At 73.0% G+C, this 18,049-nt stretch carries 14 protein-coding genes and 1 pseudogene; 2 read left to right on the top strand and 13 right to left on the bottom strand.

Annotated elements, in window-relative coordinates:
• Positions 1-11: 11 nt before the first annotated feature.
• The 6 genes and pseudogenes from CPH93_RS21565 to CPH93_RS21540 form a co-directional block, all read right to left on the bottom strand.
• Positions 12-2,138 carry a 2Fe-2S iron-sulfur cluster-binding protein gene (locus tag CPH93_RS21565; protein ID WP_096213780.1) on the bottom strand — a complete coding sequence of 709 codons (2,127 nt, stop codon included), beginning with the start codon at positions 2,136-2,138 and terminating at the stop codon, positions 12-14.
• Positions 2,139-2,247: 109 nt separating this feature from the next.
• Positions 2,248-3,144 carry an FAD binding domain-containing protein gene (locus CPH93_RS21560; RefSeq protein ID WP_093483458.1) on the bottom strand — a complete coding sequence of 299 codons (897 nt, stop codon included), beginning with the start codon at positions 3,142-3,144 and terminating at the stop codon, positions 2,248-2,250.
• Positions 3,145-3,480: 336 nt separating this feature from the next.
• Positions 3,481-4,038: pseudogene (locus CPH93_RS21555) on the bottom strand (family 20 glycosylhydrolase); the annotation flags it as partial.
• Between the two features lie 200 nt (positions 4,039-4,238).
• Positions 4,239-4,532, bottom strand: coding sequence for a DUF3039 domain-containing protein (locus CPH93_RS21550; RefSeq protein ID WP_078568732.1), 294 nt, complete (start codon positions 4,530-4,532; stop codon positions 4,239-4,241).
• A gap of 83 nt (positions 4,533-4,615) precedes the next feature.
• Positions 4,616-5,296, bottom strand: a complete 681-nt coding sequence (locus CPH93_RS21545; RefSeq protein ID WP_093483459.1) for a hypothetical protein — start codon at positions 5,294-5,296, stop codon at positions 4,616-4,618.
• Between the two features lie 200 nt (positions 5,297-5,496).
• Positions 5,497-6,177, bottom strand: a complete 681-nt coding sequence (locus tag CPH93_RS21540) for a YqgE/AlgH family protein (protein WP_093483460.1) — start codon at positions 6,175-6,177, stop codon at positions 5,497-5,499.
• A gap of 297 nt (positions 6,178-6,474) precedes the next feature.
• On the opposite strand from CPH93_RS21540, the gene murA reads away from it, so the two are divergent.
• Positions 6,475-7,824, top strand: coding sequence for a UDP-N-acetylglucosamine 1-carboxyvinyltransferase (gene murA, locus CPH93_RS21535; RefSeq protein WP_006605313.1), 1,350 nt, complete (start codon positions 6,475-6,477; stop codon positions 7,822-7,824).
• Positions 7,825-8,291: 467 nt separating this feature from the next.
• Here the strand turns inward: murA and CPH93_RS21530 are convergent, their stop codons facing one another.
• The 6 genes from CPH93_RS21530 to CPH93_RS21505 form a co-directional block, all read right to left on the bottom strand.
• Positions 8,292-8,573, bottom strand: coding sequence for an HU family DNA-binding protein (locus CPH93_RS21530; RefSeq protein ID WP_006605312.1), 282 nt, complete (start codon positions 8,571-8,573; stop codon positions 8,292-8,294).
• A 306-nt stretch (positions 8,574-8,879) separates the two neighbouring features.
• Positions 8,880-10,313: an NAD-dependent malic enzyme gene (locus tag CPH93_RS21525; protein ID WP_173909860.1), complete on the bottom strand. Its 1,434-nt coding sequence runs from the start codon at positions 10,311-10,313 to the stop codon at positions 8,880-8,882.
• A gap of 516 nt (positions 10,314-10,829) precedes the next feature.
• Positions 10,830-13,328: a HelD family protein gene (locus tag CPH93_RS21520; RefSeq protein WP_096213779.1), complete on the bottom strand. Its 2,499-nt coding sequence runs from the start codon at positions 13,326-13,328 to the stop codon at positions 10,830-10,832.
• Between the two features lie 242 nt (positions 13,329-13,570).
• Complete coding sequence (locus CPH93_RS21515) at positions 13,571-14,317, bottom strand: anti-sigma factor family protein (RefSeq protein WP_096213778.1); 747 nt, start codon at positions 14,315-14,317, stop codon at positions 13,571-13,573.
• Positions 14,314-14,853 carry a sigma-70 family RNA polymerase sigma factor gene (locus CPH93_RS21510; RefSeq protein ID WP_093483464.1) on the bottom strand — a complete coding sequence of 180 codons (540 nt, stop codon included), beginning with the start codon at positions 14,851-14,853 and terminating at the stop codon, positions 14,314-14,316. Before CPH93_RS21510 ends, CPH93_RS21515 begins: the two co-directional genes overlap by 4 nt.
• Before the next feature lie 100 nt (positions 14,854-14,953).
• Complete coding sequence (locus CPH93_RS21505; RefSeq protein ID WP_096213777.1) at positions 14,954-15,595, bottom strand: CGNR zinc finger domain-containing protein; 642 nt, start codon at positions 15,593-15,595, stop codon at positions 14,954-14,956.
• A 335-nt stretch (positions 15,596-15,930) separates the two neighbouring features.
• Between CPH93_RS21505 and CPH93_RS21500 the strand changes: the two genes are divergently transcribed.
• Entirely contained in the window at positions 15,931-16,707 is a 777-nt protein-coding gene (locus tag CPH93_RS21500) for a class I SAM-dependent methyltransferase (protein ID WP_096213776.1), read from the top strand.
• Between the two features lie 135 nt (positions 16,708-16,842).
• Here CPH93_RS21500 and CPH93_RS21495 read toward each other — a convergent pair whose 3' ends face one another.
• Complete coding sequence (locus CPH93_RS21495; RefSeq protein ID WP_093483467.1) at positions 16,843-18,027, bottom strand: uroporphyrinogen-III synthase; 1,185 nt, start codon at positions 18,025-18,027, stop codon at positions 16,843-16,845.
• Between the last annotated feature and the right edge of the window lie 22 nt (positions 18,028-18,049).

Below are 18,049 nucleotides of genomic sequence, written 5' to 3'. Positions count from 1 at the left end.
GCTGCGCTCGCTCATGCGGAGCCTCCCATGTGCGGATCCTGGTCGTGCGGGGCGTGGCCCATGGGGTCGGCAGGGCCCGCCTGGTGGGGAATACGGGCGGTGTCCGGCGGCGCCTCGCCGCCCGTCTCGTCCTCCGCGGGGTCGGCGGCCTCCGCGCGGGCCTTGACGACCTCGTCGACGGCGTCCAGTACACCCCGGTAGCCGGAGCAGCGGCAGAGGTTGCCGCACAGTGCCTTGCGGGTCTCCAGCTCACTGGGGGCGTGGTTGCCCTCCAGGAGGTCGTGGACGGTCATGGCCATCCCCGGTACGCAGAAGCCGCACTGCACCGCACCGGACGCGGCGAGCGCGCGCTGTACGTCGGAGGGCACGCCGTTCTCCGCGAGCCCCTCGACGGTACGGACCTCGCTGCCGGCCGTAGTGGCCGCGGGCACCAGGCAGGATGCCACCAGCCGGCCGTCCACCTGGACCGAGCACGCCCCGCACTCACCCTGCGAGCAGCCGTCCTTGGCGCCGGCCAGGCCGAGCCGCTCACGCAGGACGTAGAGCAGTGATTCGCCGATCCAGGCGTCGGTGACCGGCCGGTCGATGCCGTTCACCCGCAGCACGAAGGAGGCGGCGGGGTGTTCGTCGTGATCGTCGTGATCGCCCTGGACATCGAGGCCGGAGCCGGACACCGGGTCCGAGTCGACGGCGTCGGCGAGGGGCTCGATGCCGGCGAGGGGCTCCCCGTCGCCGGCGGTGCCGTCGGCGACGCGGTCGTCCGTGCCGGCACCGTCGTCAGCGTCCCTGCCGTCCTCCGGGCCCGCGAAGTCCTCCGGGCCCGCGAAGTCGTCGGGGTCCGGGTGCGCGCCGTGCTCGGTGTGCGCGCCGGGCTCGTTGGTCCCCTGCGGGGCGTCCTGCGCGGCGCCGTCGTCCTCGGGCGCGGCGGACTCGGCCGGGTCGTCGGGGTGCGCGAAGTCGCCCGGATCCTGCGGCTGTTCGCCGTCAATTCCCGGGGCCGGCCATCCAGCCACGCCGGTCATGTCGGGCATGTCCGCCATCGCATCGGACGGTTCGGCCGCCTCCTGCCGCTCCGGCGCACCGTCGCGCGACGGCTGTGCCGCCTCCGTGGCCGGCGGCCACTGGGCCAGCGCATCGGCCGGCAGCGACCAGTGCCCGGTCGCCTCGCCGGCCGCGGGGTGCAGGCCACCGCCCGTCGCGTACGGGTCGCCGCTGCCGGGCAGTTCGGGCTCGGCGCCATGGCCGGAAAGACCGCGCTCGCGTGCGTACGGGTCGCCCGCGGGGACCCCGAAGGGGTCGTGCGCGTCCCCGCCGTGCGCCTCCCCGCCGTGCGCGGCCTCCTGCGGCTGCGCGGGGTGCGCCTGCGTCCCGCCCGCCGCATCCAGCCCGGCGGTGAAGTTCCAGTGCCCGGTCCGGGCGGCCTCTTCGGCGTCCGCCTGGCTCGGTGCCCCGTCGTACGCGGCCGGGTTTCCGCCGTCCTGGTAGCCGGCGGCAGCGCCGTGCCCCGTAAGGCCCGGATGCCCCGCATGCCCCGGATAACGCTGGTGGCCATGGGCGCCCGGATAGCCGCCGGTAAGTCCCGTATGCCCCGTCAGTTCGTCGTCGCCGAGCAGATACTCGCCGGATTCCTCCGGTCCGTCGTCCGCCGCCGCGGGGACCGACCAGGTCCCCGTGCCGCCCGCCTCCGGGCTGCCCGCCACGGGCCAGTCCACCCGCTCGCCCCACGGCGGGGCCGCCTCGGGGGCGCCACTGTGGTACGCCGCGGAGTGGCCCTGGTGGGGCGCCTGCTCGGCATGGGCCGGGTATCCGGCGGACGGGTCGGCGTATCCGGCCGAGCGGTCCGCGAACGGCATCGTCCACTGGCCGGTGGCGGACGGGTCGGCGTCCGGGGCCGGCGGCGGGCCGGTGTGCGGCGTGAAGGAGGACGGCGGGGTGTAGCCGTGGCCGGGGGCCGCGAGCGGTTCGGCACCCGGGGTGCCGTAACGGGGCGCCCGTCCTTGGTAGATCCCGCTGGTGAAGCCCTCCGGGAGCTGTACGAAGGCCGTCGCCTCCGACTCGTACTCGCCGCCCTGCGGCAGCGGCTGCCAGCCCTGTTCGGGGTGCGGCTGATACGGATGGCGGTTGTCGGCGTCGCTCATGCCGAGCCCTCACTTCGCTCGGCCTCGCATTCGCGAGGCGCGCACCTCTCCATGACTCTCCCCCAGCCTCCGGCCGGGGGGACCCCCATGCTGCGCTCGCTGCGCTCACTCATGAGAGCGCCCTCCCCAGTGCGCGGCGGGCCAGGGCTGCCACCGTACGGCGCAGGTGCAGTGCGGCCGGCGGCAGGGTGGCCGGTTCCGAACCGTCCTCGGGCGGCGCCGGGTCCGGGATGCAGGCGGCGGCGACATAGTCGCCGAAGGCCGTCAGCGCCTCGGGAACCAGGCCGCGTTCGCCGTCCCAGTCGATGAGCGAGGCCACCCACTGTTCGGCCTCCAGGGGGCGCAGCGGCATCGCGGCGACCGCGCCCACCGCGCAGCGCACCCCGCGCCGGGCCGGGTCCAGGACGAGCGCCACCGAGGCGGTGGCGCGGCCGGGGCCGGTGCGGCCGGTGGCCTTGAGGAAGGTCTGCGGGGCGTGCAGCAGCGGCACCCGTACGAAGCCGACGAGTTCGCCGGGGTTGAGCATCTCGCGGCCGGCCAGGAGGTGGCTGACCGGGATCTCCCGGCGGCTGCCCCCGGGGCCGGCGATGATCACCGTGGCTTCGAGGGCGGCGAGCACCGGGAGGGTGTCCCCCGTGGGCGCGGAGGTCACGATGTTGCCGCCGAGGGTGCCGGCGTTGCGGATCTGCGGCGGGCCGGCCGCGCGGGCGGCCGCGGCCAGGCCGGGGATCAGGGCGGCGAAGTCGGGGCGTCCCATACGGGCGAGGGTCAGGCCGGCACCGAGCAGCGCATGGCCGTCCAGGTATTGCCAGCCGCGCATCTCACTGATCCGGTTGAGACCCACCAGGGCTGCGGGTCTGAGGTGTCCGGCGTTGACCGCCGCCATGAGATCGGTGCCACCCGCGACGGGCACGGCGGTGGGCATGGCGGTGAGCGCCGCCACCGCCTCGTCGAGCGAGGCCGGCAACGTCACCGTGTGCGACGCGTGCGGTGCGTGCGTGGTCAAGCCAGCTGCCCCTTCCCCGGTGTCCCGGCAGTTCCGCTCCGCCGTACGGTACGTGCTCACAGCCCGGACGTGGCAACTCTGGCACATCTTCCCGGGCCCTCGGCGCGAGGGTCCACGAAGCGGCGGTCGGTCCCGGGACAGGGTTCTCGTCCGGTTTCGTCCGCCACCGACGGTACGGGCACTGCGGTGTGACGCGTCGGCGGCGGCGCCCGGAAAGGTGCAGCGGGACGCGCCCGCCGGCACATGCGGTGCTCGGTACGGCAGGTGCGGGGGGACCGCCGTACCGCACCACCGTCCCAGGGACCGGCCTTACGGGCGCCCTCCTTGCACCGGGGCTCACACGTTTGGGGGCGCCCCGTCGATCGGGCGTCCGAGGACTCCGGGCCGTTTCTGCCGGGGAGGGGGCCGCCGGGCGGGCGGTGGTCGACACCGAGGGCGTCGGGACGGGCGTAGTGGACGGCCATCCGCCGGGTGAAGTCCTGGTGGGCGAGGCGCTGCTGGCTGTCCATGACCTCGGCCCAGGCGTTGACCTGGGGCCCAGGACGTGCGCGGCCCGCTCCGGGGACAGTTCGGGCGGCACCGGCTCGAAGCGGTGGACGCCCTCCAGGATTTCGTCCCAGCCGATCAGCCGGCGGCCGCGGGCGGCGAGCCAGCGGTCGAAGTGCCCGAGGAACCAGCTCTGCAGCGCGCCCTCGCCGGCCGACGGCAGCCCGGCCCTCCGCGTCCGGGCGGTGGCGGACGCCCGCCACTGGCTCTTGGGACATTCGTCGCCGCCGAGGTGCACGAACGGCGACGGGAAGAGCGCCAGGACCTCCGCCAGCACAGCGCACGCTCGTAGAACCGCAGGGTGTTGTCGGTGGGTGCCAGTACGTTGGGGTTGACGCACCAGGGGTCCCCACACCCTGCACAGGCCCGGAACGCCGAGGGGCCCCGGTCCACGAAGGACCCGGGCCCATACCGAGGCGGGGCGTCACCGCAACCGCCGCACGACGCACAGCCGGACGGGCCGTGTCCTCAGATCGTCACCCTGCTTGCGCTTGCACTCGCGCGCGCACGACCGGCCGTCGCCGGCCGGGAGTTACGGTCCGCGGCGGTTACTTCTTGCCGCCGTCCTTGCCGCCCTTGTCCTTGTCGCCGCCGGCGCCCATGGACTCGAAGATCTCCTTGCACATGGGGCAGACCGGGTACTTCTTCGGGTCGCGACCCGGGACCCAGACCTTCCCGCACAGCGCCACGACGGGCGTGCCGTCGAGCGCGCTCGCCATGATCTTGTCCTTCTGGACATAGTGGGCGAAGCGCTCGTGGTCGCCGTCGCCGTGCGACACCTGCGGTGTCGGCTCTACGAGGGTCCCCGTACCTGCCCCGCGCTCGGGCTCAACAGTGCTCATAACAGCCAAGGGTACTCACGCCCGCCACAACCCGGGAGCGTCGGCCCGGTGCCGGTGCCGGGCCGGGCGCACGACCCCCAGGACTACGAGGCGACCGCCATACCGCCCCGGTCCCCGGCCGTCAGGCCGAGCTGCGCGGCGAAGGCCAGCGCGGCATCCGGCCGGACGTCGTACCAGGAGTCCTTGTCGCAGACCGCGTCCAGCAGCGCCGCGATGTCCGGCGCCGCTACCGTGCGGGCCGCGGCGATGGCGAGGAAGGCACGGACCGCCGCACCGGGGTCGACCTCCGTCTCCGCCCGTGCCACGAGGTCCTCGACGAGCTTGTCGATCGCGGCGTCACCGGGCGCCGCCCAGTTCATCGCCATCTCCAGGCCGTCGTCCGGCATCTTCGCGGGGTAGGGCGCACGGGCCCAGCCGCCGTCCTGCCACCAGTAGACGAACCCGAGGAGATTGCCCTCGGCGTCCTCCCGCAGCCGCTCCCAGGGCAGCCACTCGGGGCCGCCGGCCAGGAAGTCGATCTGCCGGCCGCCGTCGTGGGTGTAGCTGCCGTCCGAGTCCTGGCCGCACAGCAGGGCCCGGCCGCCCTCGAAGAGCTGCAGCCGCCACCAGTAGCTGCCGCCGTCGTTCCAGCACTGCAGGCCGTTGCGGCCCCAGCTGTATTCGTCGCCGTCGTCCACGCCGGCGGCCACCACCGCCAGGGTCGCGGCGCGCGCCCACAGGCGCTCCGGATGGTCGAGGTCCTCGGGCACGCTCGGCCTGTGCATGGCGCTCTCCCCCGCTTGTCCGGCGCGGCCCCGCCGACGCGGCCGCACACCCGCCTGTCACCACCGAACCCTAGCGACGGGGTCCGACAATTCCCCATGACCGAGCCGTCACAATAATCCAGTCGTCAACAAAATTCGGGGCCCCGCGCCGAATTGCGGGGCAGTCGCCCGGCCGACGCGCACCCGCGCCCGGACAGGGTTCAGTTCAGCGACGGGTCGTCCGGATACGTGGCCACCATCGCCAGTTCGTTGCGCTGGCGGCGCAACACCGCGCGCCACAGCTGCTCCGGGTCGGGCGAGGAGACATCGCCGGGCTCGGACTCGACCACGTACCAGGCGCCCTCGACGAGCTCGTCCTCCAGCTGGCCCGGGCCCCAGCCCGCGTACCCGGCGAAGATCCGCAGGCTGCCGAGCACCGCGGCGAGAAGTTCCGGCGGAGCCTCCAGGTCGACCAGACCGATCGCGCCGTGCACCCTGCGCCAGCCCAGCGGCTCGTCACCCGATTGGACGTCCGCCCGGTCCGCGGCCGGGGCGGCGGGGGCGCCGGCCGGCTCCGCGCCGTCCCCGCCCGCCAGTGCGCTCCCGTCCACGGAGGGGACGCCGCCTTCGCCGGACATTCCGCCGGGCACCACGGCCACCCCGAGCGCGGAGTCCAGCGACACCGGGCCGCCCTGGAAGACCACCCCCGGTTCGCCGGCCAGCGCGGCCCAGGGGGCGAGGATGTCCGCCACGCCGACCGGGGTGGGTCGGTTGAGGACCACGCCGAGGGAGCCCTCCTCGTCGTGGTCGAGGAGCAGCACCACCGCGCGGTCGAAGTTCGGATCAGCGAGCGCGGGTGTCGCGACGAGCAGCCGCCCTGTGAGCGAGGACACCTCGGTCATGGCCACATGATCCCGCACTTCTGCCCGGAGCGGGGAGTCAACGCCGAGGCCCGTGCGAGAGCAGGGCAGGGCGTACGGCGGCAGCACCGGCGCACGACCTCGGCACCAGATAGCCCATTCAAGACAATCCCTGGCAATTTCAGCCAAAGGTCGATTACAGATCCAAGGCGGAAGGTAGCGGAGCGTGTTGTCGCAAAGCCATTACACACGCGAAACCTGCACGGGCCTACGGAGTCACCCCCGGCCGCCCTTACCATTTCAGCTTGGCCCCTGCCCGTCTCCAGGAACGCGAGATCCATGACCGTCTCTACTGACGACGTACTGCTTGTCCACGGCGGCACCCCGCTTGAGGGCGAGATCCGGGTTCGCGGCGCGAAGAACCTTGTACCGAAGGCCATGGTCGCCGCCCTCCTAGGCAGCGGCCCCAGCCGGCTGCGCAATGTGCCCGATATCCGCGACGTACGCGTGGTGCGCGGGCTGCTGCAGCTGCACGGCGTGACGGTACGCCCGGGTGACGAGCCGGGGGAGCTGATCCTCGACCCGTCGCACGTGGAGAGCGCCAACGTCGCGGACATCGATGCCCACGCGGGTTCCTCGCGGATCCCGATCCTGTTCTGCGGCCCGCTGCTGCACCGCCTCGGCCACGCCTTCATCCCCGGCCTGGGCGGCTGCGACATCGGCGGCCGCCCGGTGGACTTCCACTTCGACGTGCTGCGCCAGTTCGGCGCGACGATCGAGAAGCGCGCCGACGGGCAGTACCTGGAGGCCCCGCACCGGCTGCGCGGCACCAAGATCCGGCTGCCGTACCCGTCGGTCGGCTCGACCGAACAGGTGCTGCTGACCGCCGTCCTGGCCGAGGGCGTCACCGAGCTGTCGAACGCCGCCGTGGAGCCGGAGATCGAGGACCTCATCTGCGTACTGCAGAAGATGGGCGCGATCATCTCCATGGACACCGACCGGACGATCCGGATCACCGGTGTCGACAAACTCGACGGCTACACCCACCGCGCCCTCCCGGACCGCCTGGAGGCCGCCTCCTGGGCGTCCGCGGCGCTGGCCACCGAGGGCAACATCTTCGTCCGCGGCGCGCAGCAGCGGTCGATGATGACCTTCCTCAACACCTTCCGCCGGGTCGGCGGCGCCTTCGAGATCGGCGACGAGGGCATCCGCTTCTGGCACCCGGGCGGTTCGCTCAACGCCATCGCCCTGGAGACCGACGTCCACCCCGGCTTCCAGACCGACTGGCAGCAGCCGCTGGTCGTTGCGCTGACCCAGGCGTCCGGCCTGTCGATCGTGCACGAGACGGTGTACGAGTCCCGGCTCGGATTCACCTCCGCGCTCAACCAGATGGGCGCACACATCCAGCTCTACCGGGAGTGCCTGGGCGGCTCCGCCTGCCGCTTCGGCCAGCGCAACTTCCTGCACTCCGCGGTCGTCTCCGGACCGACCCGGCTGCAGGGCTCCGACCTGGTCATCCCCGACCTGCGCGGCGGCTTCTCGTATCTCATCGCGGCGCTGGCGGCGCAGGGCACCTCGCGGGTGCACGGCATCGACCTGATCAACCGCGGCTACGAGAACTTCATGGAGAAGCTCGTGGAGCTGGGCGCCAAGGTCGAGCTCCCGAACGGCGCACTGCGCAGCAACTGACCACGGCACAGCGGTCTTCTCGACGGCAGCGGGCCCCGGCGTACACCGCCGGGGCCCGCTGCCGTGCGGCGTCCCGCATACGGCAGGACAACTCGGCGGGCGCCACGCACCGTTCAAGCCGTCCGTTCCCGCGGCCCAGGTCTCACCCGTACGGCGGTCCCGTACGGGACCGGGACGGGACCGGTGCGGCGCCGCCAAGGTCGCGCGGACGTCCGGCCGTCGAGGACGCTCCCAGGGGCGCCCCGGCGGCGCCCGGCGCGGGGGCGCCGGCGGATCCGGCCGCGCCGGGCGGCATTTCCGGCCCCTGCAGGGCTCTGGCGGCCTCGCTGGCGGGCGTACGCCCGGCGGACTTCCCGTTGACCGCGGACGGCCGGATCCGGCCGTCCACCGGCCGTCCGCGCCGTGGAACGTGACAGGGCGGCCATCCCTGGAAGGGATGGCCGCCCTGGCGTGCCGTGCTGAGGGTCTTACTTACCCTTGGCGGCTTCCTTGAGCTTGGAGCCCGCGGAGACCTTCACGCTGTAGCCGGCCGGGATCTGGATCGGGTCGCCGGTCTGCGGGTTGCGCGCGGTGCGAGCGGCACGGTGGGTGCGCTCGAAGGTCAGGAAGCCGGGGATGGTGACCTTCTCGTCGCCCTTGGCGACGACCTCGCCGGTCACCTCGGCGAGGGCGGCCAGAACGGCGTCGGCGTCCTTGCGGGTCACCTCGGCGCGATCGGCCAGAGCGGCCACCAGCTCACTGCGGTTCATGTTTGTACTCCCGTGTTCTTCTTGCCAATGAGGCGTGAGATCGAAGCCGATGCTGCCAGGGTCCTCGGACAGTCCCCGGACCCGGGTCTGGTGCCAGACCCTCGCGCCCGATTACGCATCCTGCCCCTACCTGCGGCGGTAAAGCCAATCCGGCACCCAGGAGGGTCACACGAAAAGTGCCACTGCCTCGTTGGTGGTCACGCTCCGTATCATTCCCGCTCCGGGCCGGCCCCACAGGGCGGCGGTCGCTTGCTGCCCGCCACCCTATGGGCGCCCCAACGACGGCGTGTCCAGCGACGCGCCGACTCAGAGCGTCGTGGCAGCTGTCACAGCCGTTTCGCCGCTCTTCGCCGCGTTCCGGACCGCGTCGGCCACCGCTCCGGCGACCTTCTCGTTGAAGACGCTGGGGATGATGTAGTTCGGGTTGACCTCGTCCTCCAGGACGACGTCCGCGAGGGCGCCGGCCGCGGCCAGCATCATCTCGGTGTTCACCGTACGGGAGTGGGCATCGAGGAGGCCGCGGAAGACACCGGGGAACACCAGGACGTTGTTGATCTGGTTGGGGAAGTCGGAGCGGCCGGTGGCCACGACGGCGGCGGTCTGCCGGGCGATGGTCGGGTCGACCTCCGGGTCCGGGTTGGCCAGGGCGAACACGATCGCGCCGTCGGCCATCTTCGCGACGTCGTCGCCGTCCAGGACGTTGGGCGCGGAGACGCCGATGAAGACGTCCGCGCCGACCACGGCCTCCTTGAGGGTGCCGGTGACGCCCTCGGGGTTGGTGTTGTCGGCGATCCAGCGCAGCGGCGAGTCCGGGTCGGCGTCGACCAGGTCCGTGCGGCCGGCGTGCACCACACCGTGGATGTCGGCGACGACGGCGTGCCGGACGCCGGCCGCGATCAGCAGCTTGAGGATGGCGGTACCGGCCGCGCCGGCGCCGGACATCACGACCCGGACGTCCTCGGTCTTCTTGCCGACGACGCGCAGGGCGTTGGTGAGCGCGGCGAGCACCACGATGGCGGTGCCGTGCTGGTCGTCGTGGAAGACCGGGATGTCCAGGGCCTCGCGCAGCCGCGCCTCGATCTCGAAGCAGCGCGGGGCGGAGATGTCCTCCAGGTTGATGCCGGCGAAGCCGGGGGCGATGGCCTTGACGATCTCCACGATGGCGTCGGTGTCCTGGGTGTCCAGGCACAGTGGCCAGGCGTCGATGCCGGCGAAGCGCTTGAAGAGGGCCGCCTTGCCCTCCATGACGGGCAGCGCGGCCTTGGGGCCGATGTTGCCGAGGCCCAGCACCGCGGAACCGTCGGTGACGACCGCGACGCTGTTGCGCTTGATCGTCAGCCGGCGGGCGTCCTCGGGGTTGTCGGCGATGGCCTGGCAGACGCGGGCGACACCCGGGGTGTAGACCATGGAGAGGTCGTCACGGTTGCGGATCGGGTGCTTCGACGACATCTCGATCTTGCCGCCGAGGTGCATCAGGAAGGTACGGTCGGAGACCTTGCCGAGCGAGACGCCCTCGATGCCGCGCAGCTTGGAGACGATCTCGTCCGCGTGCGCGGTGGACGACGCGGCGATGGTGACGTCGATCCGGAGTTTCTCGTGGCCGGATGCCGTCACGTCGAGGCCGGTGACCGAGCCGCCGGAGGACTCCACGGCCGTGGTGAGCTGGCTGACCGCGGTCCCGCTGGCAGGGACCTCCAGCCGAACCGTCATCGAGTACGAGACGCTGGGCGCCGTTGCCATGGCCGACTTCCTCTGCTTTCCCTGGTGCTCTCTAAGCGGCTCCGTGGCCCGGGGGTACCGGGTCCGGAGCAATGTTGACCGATCGTCGCACCTACCTGCCGGTACGCGGTAACCAGCCACGACTTTCGGAAAGGAGATTTCACCATACGAGAGGTGAGCGGGGGTGCGGAACCCCGGTGAGCGGCCCTGAGGAACATCTCGGGCAACGGCCATCCGCCCGTCGCCGGCCGTTCAGCCGGCACCGAACGACTGCGGGCGCCTCTCCCGCAGGAGAGACGCCCGTAGTCGACGATCAAGCGGCACCGACCCGCCATGCTCGCCTCGCGGCAAGTGGTCGCTCGTAGCGACGATGGTTGGGCCCGGGGGCTTGGATCGAGCCGGTGCCGTCACCAAGGCTAACAAACCATCCCCGGAAGCGAATCCCGTCCCGGGGGGCCGATCTGAAGACCCCTCGTACGGCGGTGCCCGGCGCCCGGCCGGGGCCGCCGTACGGGTGCCGGGCAGGGCCGGCCGGGTTCAGTCCCGCAGCAGATCGGGCACGCCGGACGCGTCCGGCTCGTCCCGCTCGGCCGACAGGACGGTCAGCTGCTGGGTGGCCCGGGTCAGCGCCACGTACAGGACCCGTAGGCCGGCCGGGGACTCATCGGCGATCTCGGCCGGCGAGACCACGAGGGTGGCGTCGTACTCCAGCCCCTTGGCCTCCAGGGAGCCCAGCGCCACCACCCGGTCGCCGAGCGGGGCCAGCCAACTGCGGGCCTGCTCGCGGCGGTTCATGGCCACCACGACGCCGACCGTGCCGTCCACCTCGCCCAGCAGCCGCTCGGCCTCGGCGACCGTGGCCCGTGCCAGCGCCTCGTCGCCGGCCGGGCCGCTGCCGTCGAAGGTGAGCGCGAAGCGGGGTTGGAGGCCCGTGGAGCGGACCGCCTTCGGCGACTGCATACCGGGCATCGCCAGCGCCAGCACCCGGGACGCCAGGTCGGCGATCTCCGCGGGGTTGCGGTAGTTCACGGTGAGCGTGAAGCGGCGGCGCGGGCGGGTGCCGAGCGCCTCGTCGCGGGCGACGGCGGCCTCGTCCGGGTCGGACCACGAGGACTGCGCCGGGTCGCCGACCACGGTCCAGGTCGCGTGCCGGCCGCGGCGGCCGACCATCCGCCACTGCATCGGCGTCAGGTCCTGCGCCTCGTCGACGATGACATGGGCGTAGTCGGTGCGCTCCTCCTCCAGCCGCTCGCGCCGGCTGCGGCCGCCGCCGTTGCGGTCGGCGTAGGTCGTGAGCTCCTCCAGGCCCGTCAGATGGTCCAGCGGATCGGCCTCGCGGGGGCGGGCCGGGCGCATCGGGGCGCCGAGGATCAGCTGCAGCTCGTCCAGCAGCGCCACGTCGTGCACCGACAGCGGGCCGTGTCCGCGCGCGTCCAGCCGCTGGAGGGAGCGGGCCAGTTGGCGGACCTCGCGCTGGTTGAGGGTCCGGCGGGCCCAGCGGCCCAGCAGCCGCTCGTCGGCCATCGCGGCCAGTACGCCGCGCGGGGTCAGCTCGGGCCACCAGGCGTCCAGGAACTCCTGGAAGTCGTGCTCGGTGGTGATGTCCTCGTCGAAGCCCTCGCGGGCCTCGGCGGCGAGTTCGGGGTCGGTGTAGCGGCGGGCGGCGCCGGATTTGGCCCACAGCGCGTCCAGGATCAGCCGGCGGGCGCGCGGGCGCAGCAGGTTGACCGGTGCGGTGCCGCCGAGCGCGGACTGGCGGATGGCGTGCAGTTCGTCGGCGTCCAACTCGATCCGGCCGCCGAAGGCGACGACCCGCAGCCGGGCGGGGGCGGCCGCGGCGGGCCGCGGGGATCTGGAGCGGGTGCGGCGGGCGCGGCGGGTCTCCTGCGCGGCGCCGCTGTCCGGGGGCGGGGCGAAGAGGTCCTCCAGGGACAGCTGGCCGTCCTGGTCCGCCTCGGCGGCCGGGCCGGTGCCGTCCTGCGCCGCCGGAGCCGCCAGTTCCAGCGCCCCGCGGGCCGCCTTGCGCAGCAGCTTCTGCATCCGCGCGGAGCCCTTGATCCGGGCGACGGCCTGCGAGTCGTACGCGGTCGCCTCGGCGCCCTCCACCAGCGAGCCCAGGGCCCGGATGGCGACCTGGCCCTCCTCGCCGAGGGAGGGCAGCACGCCTTCGGTGTACGCGACCAGCAGCGGCGTCGGGGAGACGATCAGGATGCCGCCCGCGTAGCGGCGGCGGTCCTGGTAGAGGAGGTAGGCGGCGCGGTGCAGGGCGACCGCGGTCTTGCCCGTGCCGGGCCCGCCCTCGACCTCCGTGACGGAGGCGGCGGGGGCCCGGATCACCATGTCCTGCTCGGCCTGGATGGAGGCCACGATGTCCCGCATGGTGTGGCTGCGGGCCCGGCCCAGCGCGGCCATCAGCGCACCGTCACCGATCGCCGGCAGCTCCCGGCCGCCCAGCGTCGCGGTGACCTCCGGGCGCATCAGATCGTCCTCGACGCCGAGGACCTTGCGGCCCTTGGAGCGGATCACGCGCCGGCGGACGACCCGGCCGGGGGCGACCGGGGTGGCCCGGTAGAAGGGCGCGGCGGCCGGCGCCCGCCAGTCGATGACCAGCGGGGAGTAGTCCGCGTCGAGGACCCCGAGGCGGCCGATGTGCAGCGTCTCGGCGATCTCGGCGCGGTTGTTCTCGATCGCGCCGTCGGCGGGCTCGACGGAGGTGAAGGCCCCGTCCGGGCCCTTCTTGCCGTCCTTGCCGAGGAGCAGGTCGATCCGGCCGAAGAGGAAGTCCTCGTACTCGGAATTCAGCCGGTGCAGATGGACACCGGCCTGGAAGACCTGGGCGTCGCGCTCGGCGTACGCGCCGGGCGTGCCGACCTGGCCGCGCTTGGCGGCGTCGTCCATCAGGAACTCGGCCTCGTGGATCTTCTCCTCGAGGCGCCGGTAGACGCGGTCCAGATGCGTCTGCTCGGCGTCGATCTCACGGTCGCGTACGGAATCCGAAGCGTGATCCGGTGCGTGCGTGGCGTTGTGCGCGGCCACCCAGGTCCCCTTCTGCTGTGCGTAGGGCAGCCGTCAACCGTACGCGAACCGGGCATCATGCGCACCTGGTCAGAAGGACAAAGTCGGACGAGTTCGGTCGGATGTTGATGCAGGCCATGGCTCCGGGGGTGACGCGGACCGTGGCTCCGGGTGGGGCCGGTCGGAGGAGGCGCCGGTCCGGCACGGGGTGGTGCGTGACCGGCGCCCCGGGCCGCACCGGGCCGGGGCGCCGGGGGCGGGCCTCAGACGTTCACCTTCGCCAGCCGCTTGCCGTCCAGCGTGTTGATCTCGAAGTGGTCGATGTCGCCGCGGTTGAGGGCCGCGCCGCCCGCCGCGTACAGGGGCTCGCGGTTCCACTTCGCGGTGCTGCCCGGGATGCCGTAGCCGCCCTTGGGGACGGCCCAGGTGGTGACGGTCTGCCGTTTGCCGTCCTTGCCGACGGCGACCAGGTCGCAGGCGAGCGGCCCCTTGACATTGGCGAGCTCAAGGACGACCTGGGTGCCCCAGGGCCGGGCGGCCATGGAGACGCCCGCCGACACCTTGGTGTCCGGGTCGACGGAGCTCACCTTCTCGCCCGCCGCGTACTGGGCCCGGACGGCGTTCGCCAGCGGCGGCGACGGAGGGCTCTCGGGAGCCTCCGTCCCCTTCAGGGCGAAGGTGGCGACCGGTCCGCCGACGATCAGTACGACGGCCGCGGCGACCAGGAACAGCCGGCGCCGGGCGCGGCCGCGCCGGGTGGTGGTGACCACGTCGAGCAGCCCGTCCAGCATCGCCGGGCCGGGGACGGCGGTGATCGTCTGCGGGGTGGGGGCGGACTGCTTGAACTCCGCCATCACCGGTGTGAGACGCATCAGTTGTTCCAGCTCGGCCGCGCACCGGTCGCAGCCGACGAGATGCGCCTCGAACCGGTCCGCGTCGGCGGCGTCCAGGACGCCCAGGGCGTAGGCGCCGACGTCGGTGTGCCGGTCCGGCGGCATGGGCGGGGTCACTCCGTTACTCCTCGTTCCTCGAGCGAGAGCTTCAGGGAGCGCAGCGCGTAGAACACCCGGGACCGCACGGTCCCGGCCGGCACCCGCAGCACTTGCGCTGCCTCGCTGACCGTACGTTCCTTGAAGTACGTCTCGACGAGGGCCTCTCGGTGGGCCTTGCTCAGATCGCTCAGCGCCTCGGAGATCGTCATCAGCCGCAACGCCCGGTCGATCACATCGGCGGCGGGCATCGTCTCCAGGGGCGTCGCATCGACCTCTTGCGGCCGCGCCTTGCGGCTGCGGTGCCCGTCGATCACGATCCGCCGGGCGACCGTCACCAGCCAGGGCCGGATGGATCCGGTGGCCCGCTGCAACTGATCGGCGTTGCGCCAGGCACGGACCAGCGTCTCCTGCACCACGTCCTCCGCGCGATGCCGGTCGCCCGCCACCAATCGCAGGACGAAGGCGAGAAGCGGGCCCGCATGATCGTCATAGAGGGCTCGCATGAGCTCCTCGTCAGGTGTCGTCCTGTCTGCCACGACGGCATCCTTACGCACTCCAACTCCCGGGTCGATAGCCCAGATCGCCCAAGATCGCCGGGGACCGCGCCATGAATCGGACTTGCAGTGAGGAGTACGGACGGGACGGACGGGGTGTTCAGCGGCCGGCGGAATATTTTTCCGCGCCGGGCACGGGCCCCTGACCGGCGCTTCCTTCCTGCTTCCTGCGCACCGTCGTACGCCTGCGGTGCCGCGCCACCCGCTCCCGGTTGCCGCACACCTCGCTGGAGCACCAACGGCGGCGCCGGCCGCGGGAGGTGTCCAGGTAGACCAGCGTGCAGCTCTCGCCCTCGCACTGGCGGAGCTGCCGGCGGGCCTCCGCGTCGGTCAGCAGCCCGATCGCGTCCCGGGCCACCGCGGCCAGCAGCCCGGCGCAGTCGGGCGGGCCGGGGAGCGTGCGGGCCAGGACGCCGTCCGCGCTCCGTACGGCACATACGGCGGGCGGCGCTCCGGCCCCGGCCGCGGAGTTGAGCAGCGCCAGATCGGCGTCGGCCGCCCGGTCCCGCAGCTCGTCGTGCACCACCCGGCGCAGCAGCTCCCGCAGCGCGCGGAAGCGGCCGAGCCAGCGGACGTCGACACCGTCCAGCGGGGTGCCGGGCGGCACCAGGCCGGCGCCGACCAGCCAGGCCCGCAACTCCTCGGGGCCGGCGAGCCGTTCGGCCGGGATGCCGTCGGCCGTGGCCGCCAGGTCCAGGCAGATCCGCCCGCAGTCGAACCGCAGGTCACCATGCGCCGCCATGTGCCTGTCACTCCTTAGGGACCACACACCTGTGCCCCCAGAGTGCCCGGCGCACGGTCCGGCCGGAACCCTCCGGAGCCAGCCACTCCGGGGAGGGAGTGCACCTGGACGCGGCAGGTAGACCCTGCGTGTATACATCTAGCGTATAGTCCGTTGGCGGGTGATCCGCGAGCTCTCACGCTCCGGTTCGTCCATTCTGTCCGTATGTCCGCCCTGTGCTGTCTGTACGTCCGCCCCGTCCGTCTGCCGGCCTGCCCGTCTGTCCGTCCGCCTGCTTGTCCGTCTGCCGGCCTGCCTGTCGCAATGCCCTCAGCCACTCCAGGACGAAGGTCTCCATGTCGCGCAAGTCCCTGCTCACGAACCGCGCCGGCCTGACCCACAAGATCGGGTACGCGGTCCGCCACCCGGCCCGGATCACCCCGTACGTCAAGCGCACCGCCCGCGACACCTGGCTGCGCCTCAAGCACCCCGACCACATCGCGTACTACCGGGCGGTGATGGCCTCCGACGCCGGCCGCAACCCGGAGGCCGCGGTCGGCAGCCGCAGCCATGAACGCTGGCTGGCGCTGGGCGAGATGCAGTTCGACTACCTGGCGGAGCACGGTCTGCGGCCCGGCCACCGGATGCTGGACATCGGGTGCGGCAATCTGCGCGCGGGCTGGCGCTTCATCGCCCATCTGCACACCGGCCACTACTACGGCATCGACATCTCGCCGGACATCCTGATATCCGCGAAGCGGACCCTGACGACCTACGGACTCCAGGACAAACTGCCGCACTTGACGATCACCCAGGACCTGACGCTGGACTTCCTGCCGTCCGCCCATTTCGACATCGTCCATGCGCACAGCGTCTTCTCGCACTCGCCGGCCGAGGTCATCGACGAGTGCCTCGCCCACGTCGGCCGGATCCTGGCCCCCGGCGGCTTCTTCGACTTCACCTTCGACCGCACCGAGGGCCCCGAACACCAGGTGCTGCGCGAGGACTTCTACTACCGGACCGAGACCCTGCTGGAGCTGGCCCGCCGGCACGGCCTGGAGGCACGCTTCATGGAGGACTGGGAGAAGCGGCCGCACGGCCAGTCGAAGATCCGCGTGAACAACCCGGAGTAGGGCGCGTGCGGGCTCCGATCCGACGGGGCGGGCTTGGTTCGCGGGAGGCCCCGATCCGCGCCCGGCCGCCGCTCCCCGCCGGACCGGCCCCGAGCCCCGCGCGGCCGCTAAGGCCCCCTCCGCCCGGCCGCTCCCCTACTCCCCGCCGTACTTGTCCGTCTCCGCATGTGGGTTCAACGACAGCCGGTAGCCGCGCTTGACGACCGTCTGGATCAGCTTGGGCGCGCCCAGCGCCACCCGCAGCCGGGCCATCGCGGTCTCCACCGCGTGCTCGTCGCGGCCCGCGCCCGGCAGCGCGCGCAGCAGCTCCGCGCGGGAGACCACCCAGCCGGGCCGGCGGGCCAGCGTACGCAGCAGCGCCATCCCGGCCGGCGGCACCGGACGCAGGGCGCCGTCCACCACCGCGGCGTGCCCGCGGATCTCCAGCCGCTGCCCGGCCACCGGCAACGCCCGCACCCGGGACGGAAGTTCCTGGCACAACAGCTGCACCAGCGGGCCGAGCCGGAAGCGCTCCGGCTGAAGGGTGGGGATCTCCTCCTCATGGAGCGGCAGCGCCGTCACCGGTCCCACGCACACCACCAGCACGTCCTGCCGCAGCGCGGCCAGCACGTCCTCGCGGATGCCGCGCTCCCCCGCCCGGCGCAGCAGCGACGCGGCGGCCGGCGCACTGGTGAAGGTCACCGCGTCCAGGCCGCGCGCGAGCACCGCGTCCAGCAGCCGGTCGACCGGACCGATGTCCTCCGGCGGCATCCAGCGGTACACCGGGACGCCGATGACCTCCGCCCCGCCGGCCCGCAGCGCCTCGACGAACCCCGGCAGCGGCTCCCCGTGCAGCTGCAGGGCCACCCGGCGGCCGGAGACGCCCTCCGCCAGCAGTCGGTCCAGCACCTCGGCCATCGATTCGGAGGCCGGGGACCACTTCTCGGTCAGCCCGGCGGCCCGGATCGCGCCGCGCACCTTGGGCCCGCGCGCCAGCAGCTCCACCCCGGTCAGCCGGTCCAGCAGCGCCTCGCCCAGCCCCCATCCCTCCGCGGCCTCCACCCAGCCGCGGAAGCCGATGGCCGTAGTGGCCACGACGACATCGGGTGGATGGGCAATGAGGTCCCCGGTCACCGCGAGCAGCTCGGTGTCGTCCGGCAGCGGGACGATGCGCAGCGCAGGCGCATGCAGCACCTGTGCGCCGCGCCGCTCCAGCAGCGCGCCGAGTTCCTCCGCCCGCCGGGCCGCGGTCACGCCGACGGTGAACCCGTCCAGCGGCCGGACGGCCGGGGCCGGCGCCGTCCCCTCCTGCTCACCGTGTTCCTGCTGCTGCTCGTACATGGTCGTCCCGCTTCGCCCAGAG

It is taken from the genome of Streptomyces sp. 2323.1 (assembly GCF_900221035.1).
Lineage (GTDB): Bacteria > Actinomycetota > Actinomycetes > Streptomycetales > Streptomycetaceae > Streptomyces > Streptomyces sioyaensis.
This window is presented reverse-complemented; position numbering and strand designations above follow the sequence as displayed.

Excerpts from the sequence above, each read along its gene's own strand:
- CPH93_RS21495 (WP_093483467.1), bottom strand. The coding sequence starts at position 18,027 with ATGTACGAGCAGCAGCAGGAACACGGTGAGCAGGAGGGGACGGCGCCG.
- CPH93_RS21565 (WP_096213780.1), bottom strand. The coding sequence starts at position 2,138 with ATGAGCGACGCCGACAACCGCCATCCGTATCAGCCGCACCCCGAACAG.
- CPH93_RS21505 (WP_096213777.1), bottom strand. The coding sequence starts at position 15,595 with ATGGCGGCGCATGGTGACCTGCGGTTCGACTGCGGGCGGATCTGCCTG.
- CPH93_RS21525 (WP_173909860.1), bottom strand. The coding sequence starts at position 10,313 with ATGGCAACGGCGCCCAGCGTCTCGTACTCGATGACGGTTCGGCTGGAG.
- CPH93_RS21530 (WP_006605312.1), bottom strand. The coding sequence starts at position 8,573 with ATGAACCGCAGTGAGCTGGTGGCCGCTCTGGCCGATCGCGCCGAGGTG.
- CPH93_RS21500 (WP_096213776.1), top strand. The coding sequence starts at position 15,931 with ATGTCGCGCAAGTCCCTGCTCACGAACCGCGCCGGCCTGACCCACAAG.
- CPH93_RS21540 (WP_093483460.1), bottom strand. The coding sequence starts at position 6,177 with ATGACCGAGGTGTCCTCGCTCACAGGGCGGCTGCTCGTCGCGACACCC.
- CPH93_RS21545 (WP_093483459.1), bottom strand. The coding sequence starts at position 5,296 with ATGCACAGGCCGAGCGTGCCCGAGGACCTCGACCATCCGGAGCGCCTG.
- murA (WP_006605313.1), top strand. The coding sequence starts at position 6,475 with ATGACCGTCTCTACTGACGACGTACTGCTTGTCCACGGCGGCACCCCG.
- CPH93_RS21550 (WP_078568732.1), bottom strand. The coding sequence starts at position 4,532 with ATGAGCACTGTTGAGCCCGAGCGCGGGGCAGGTACGGGGACCCTCGTA.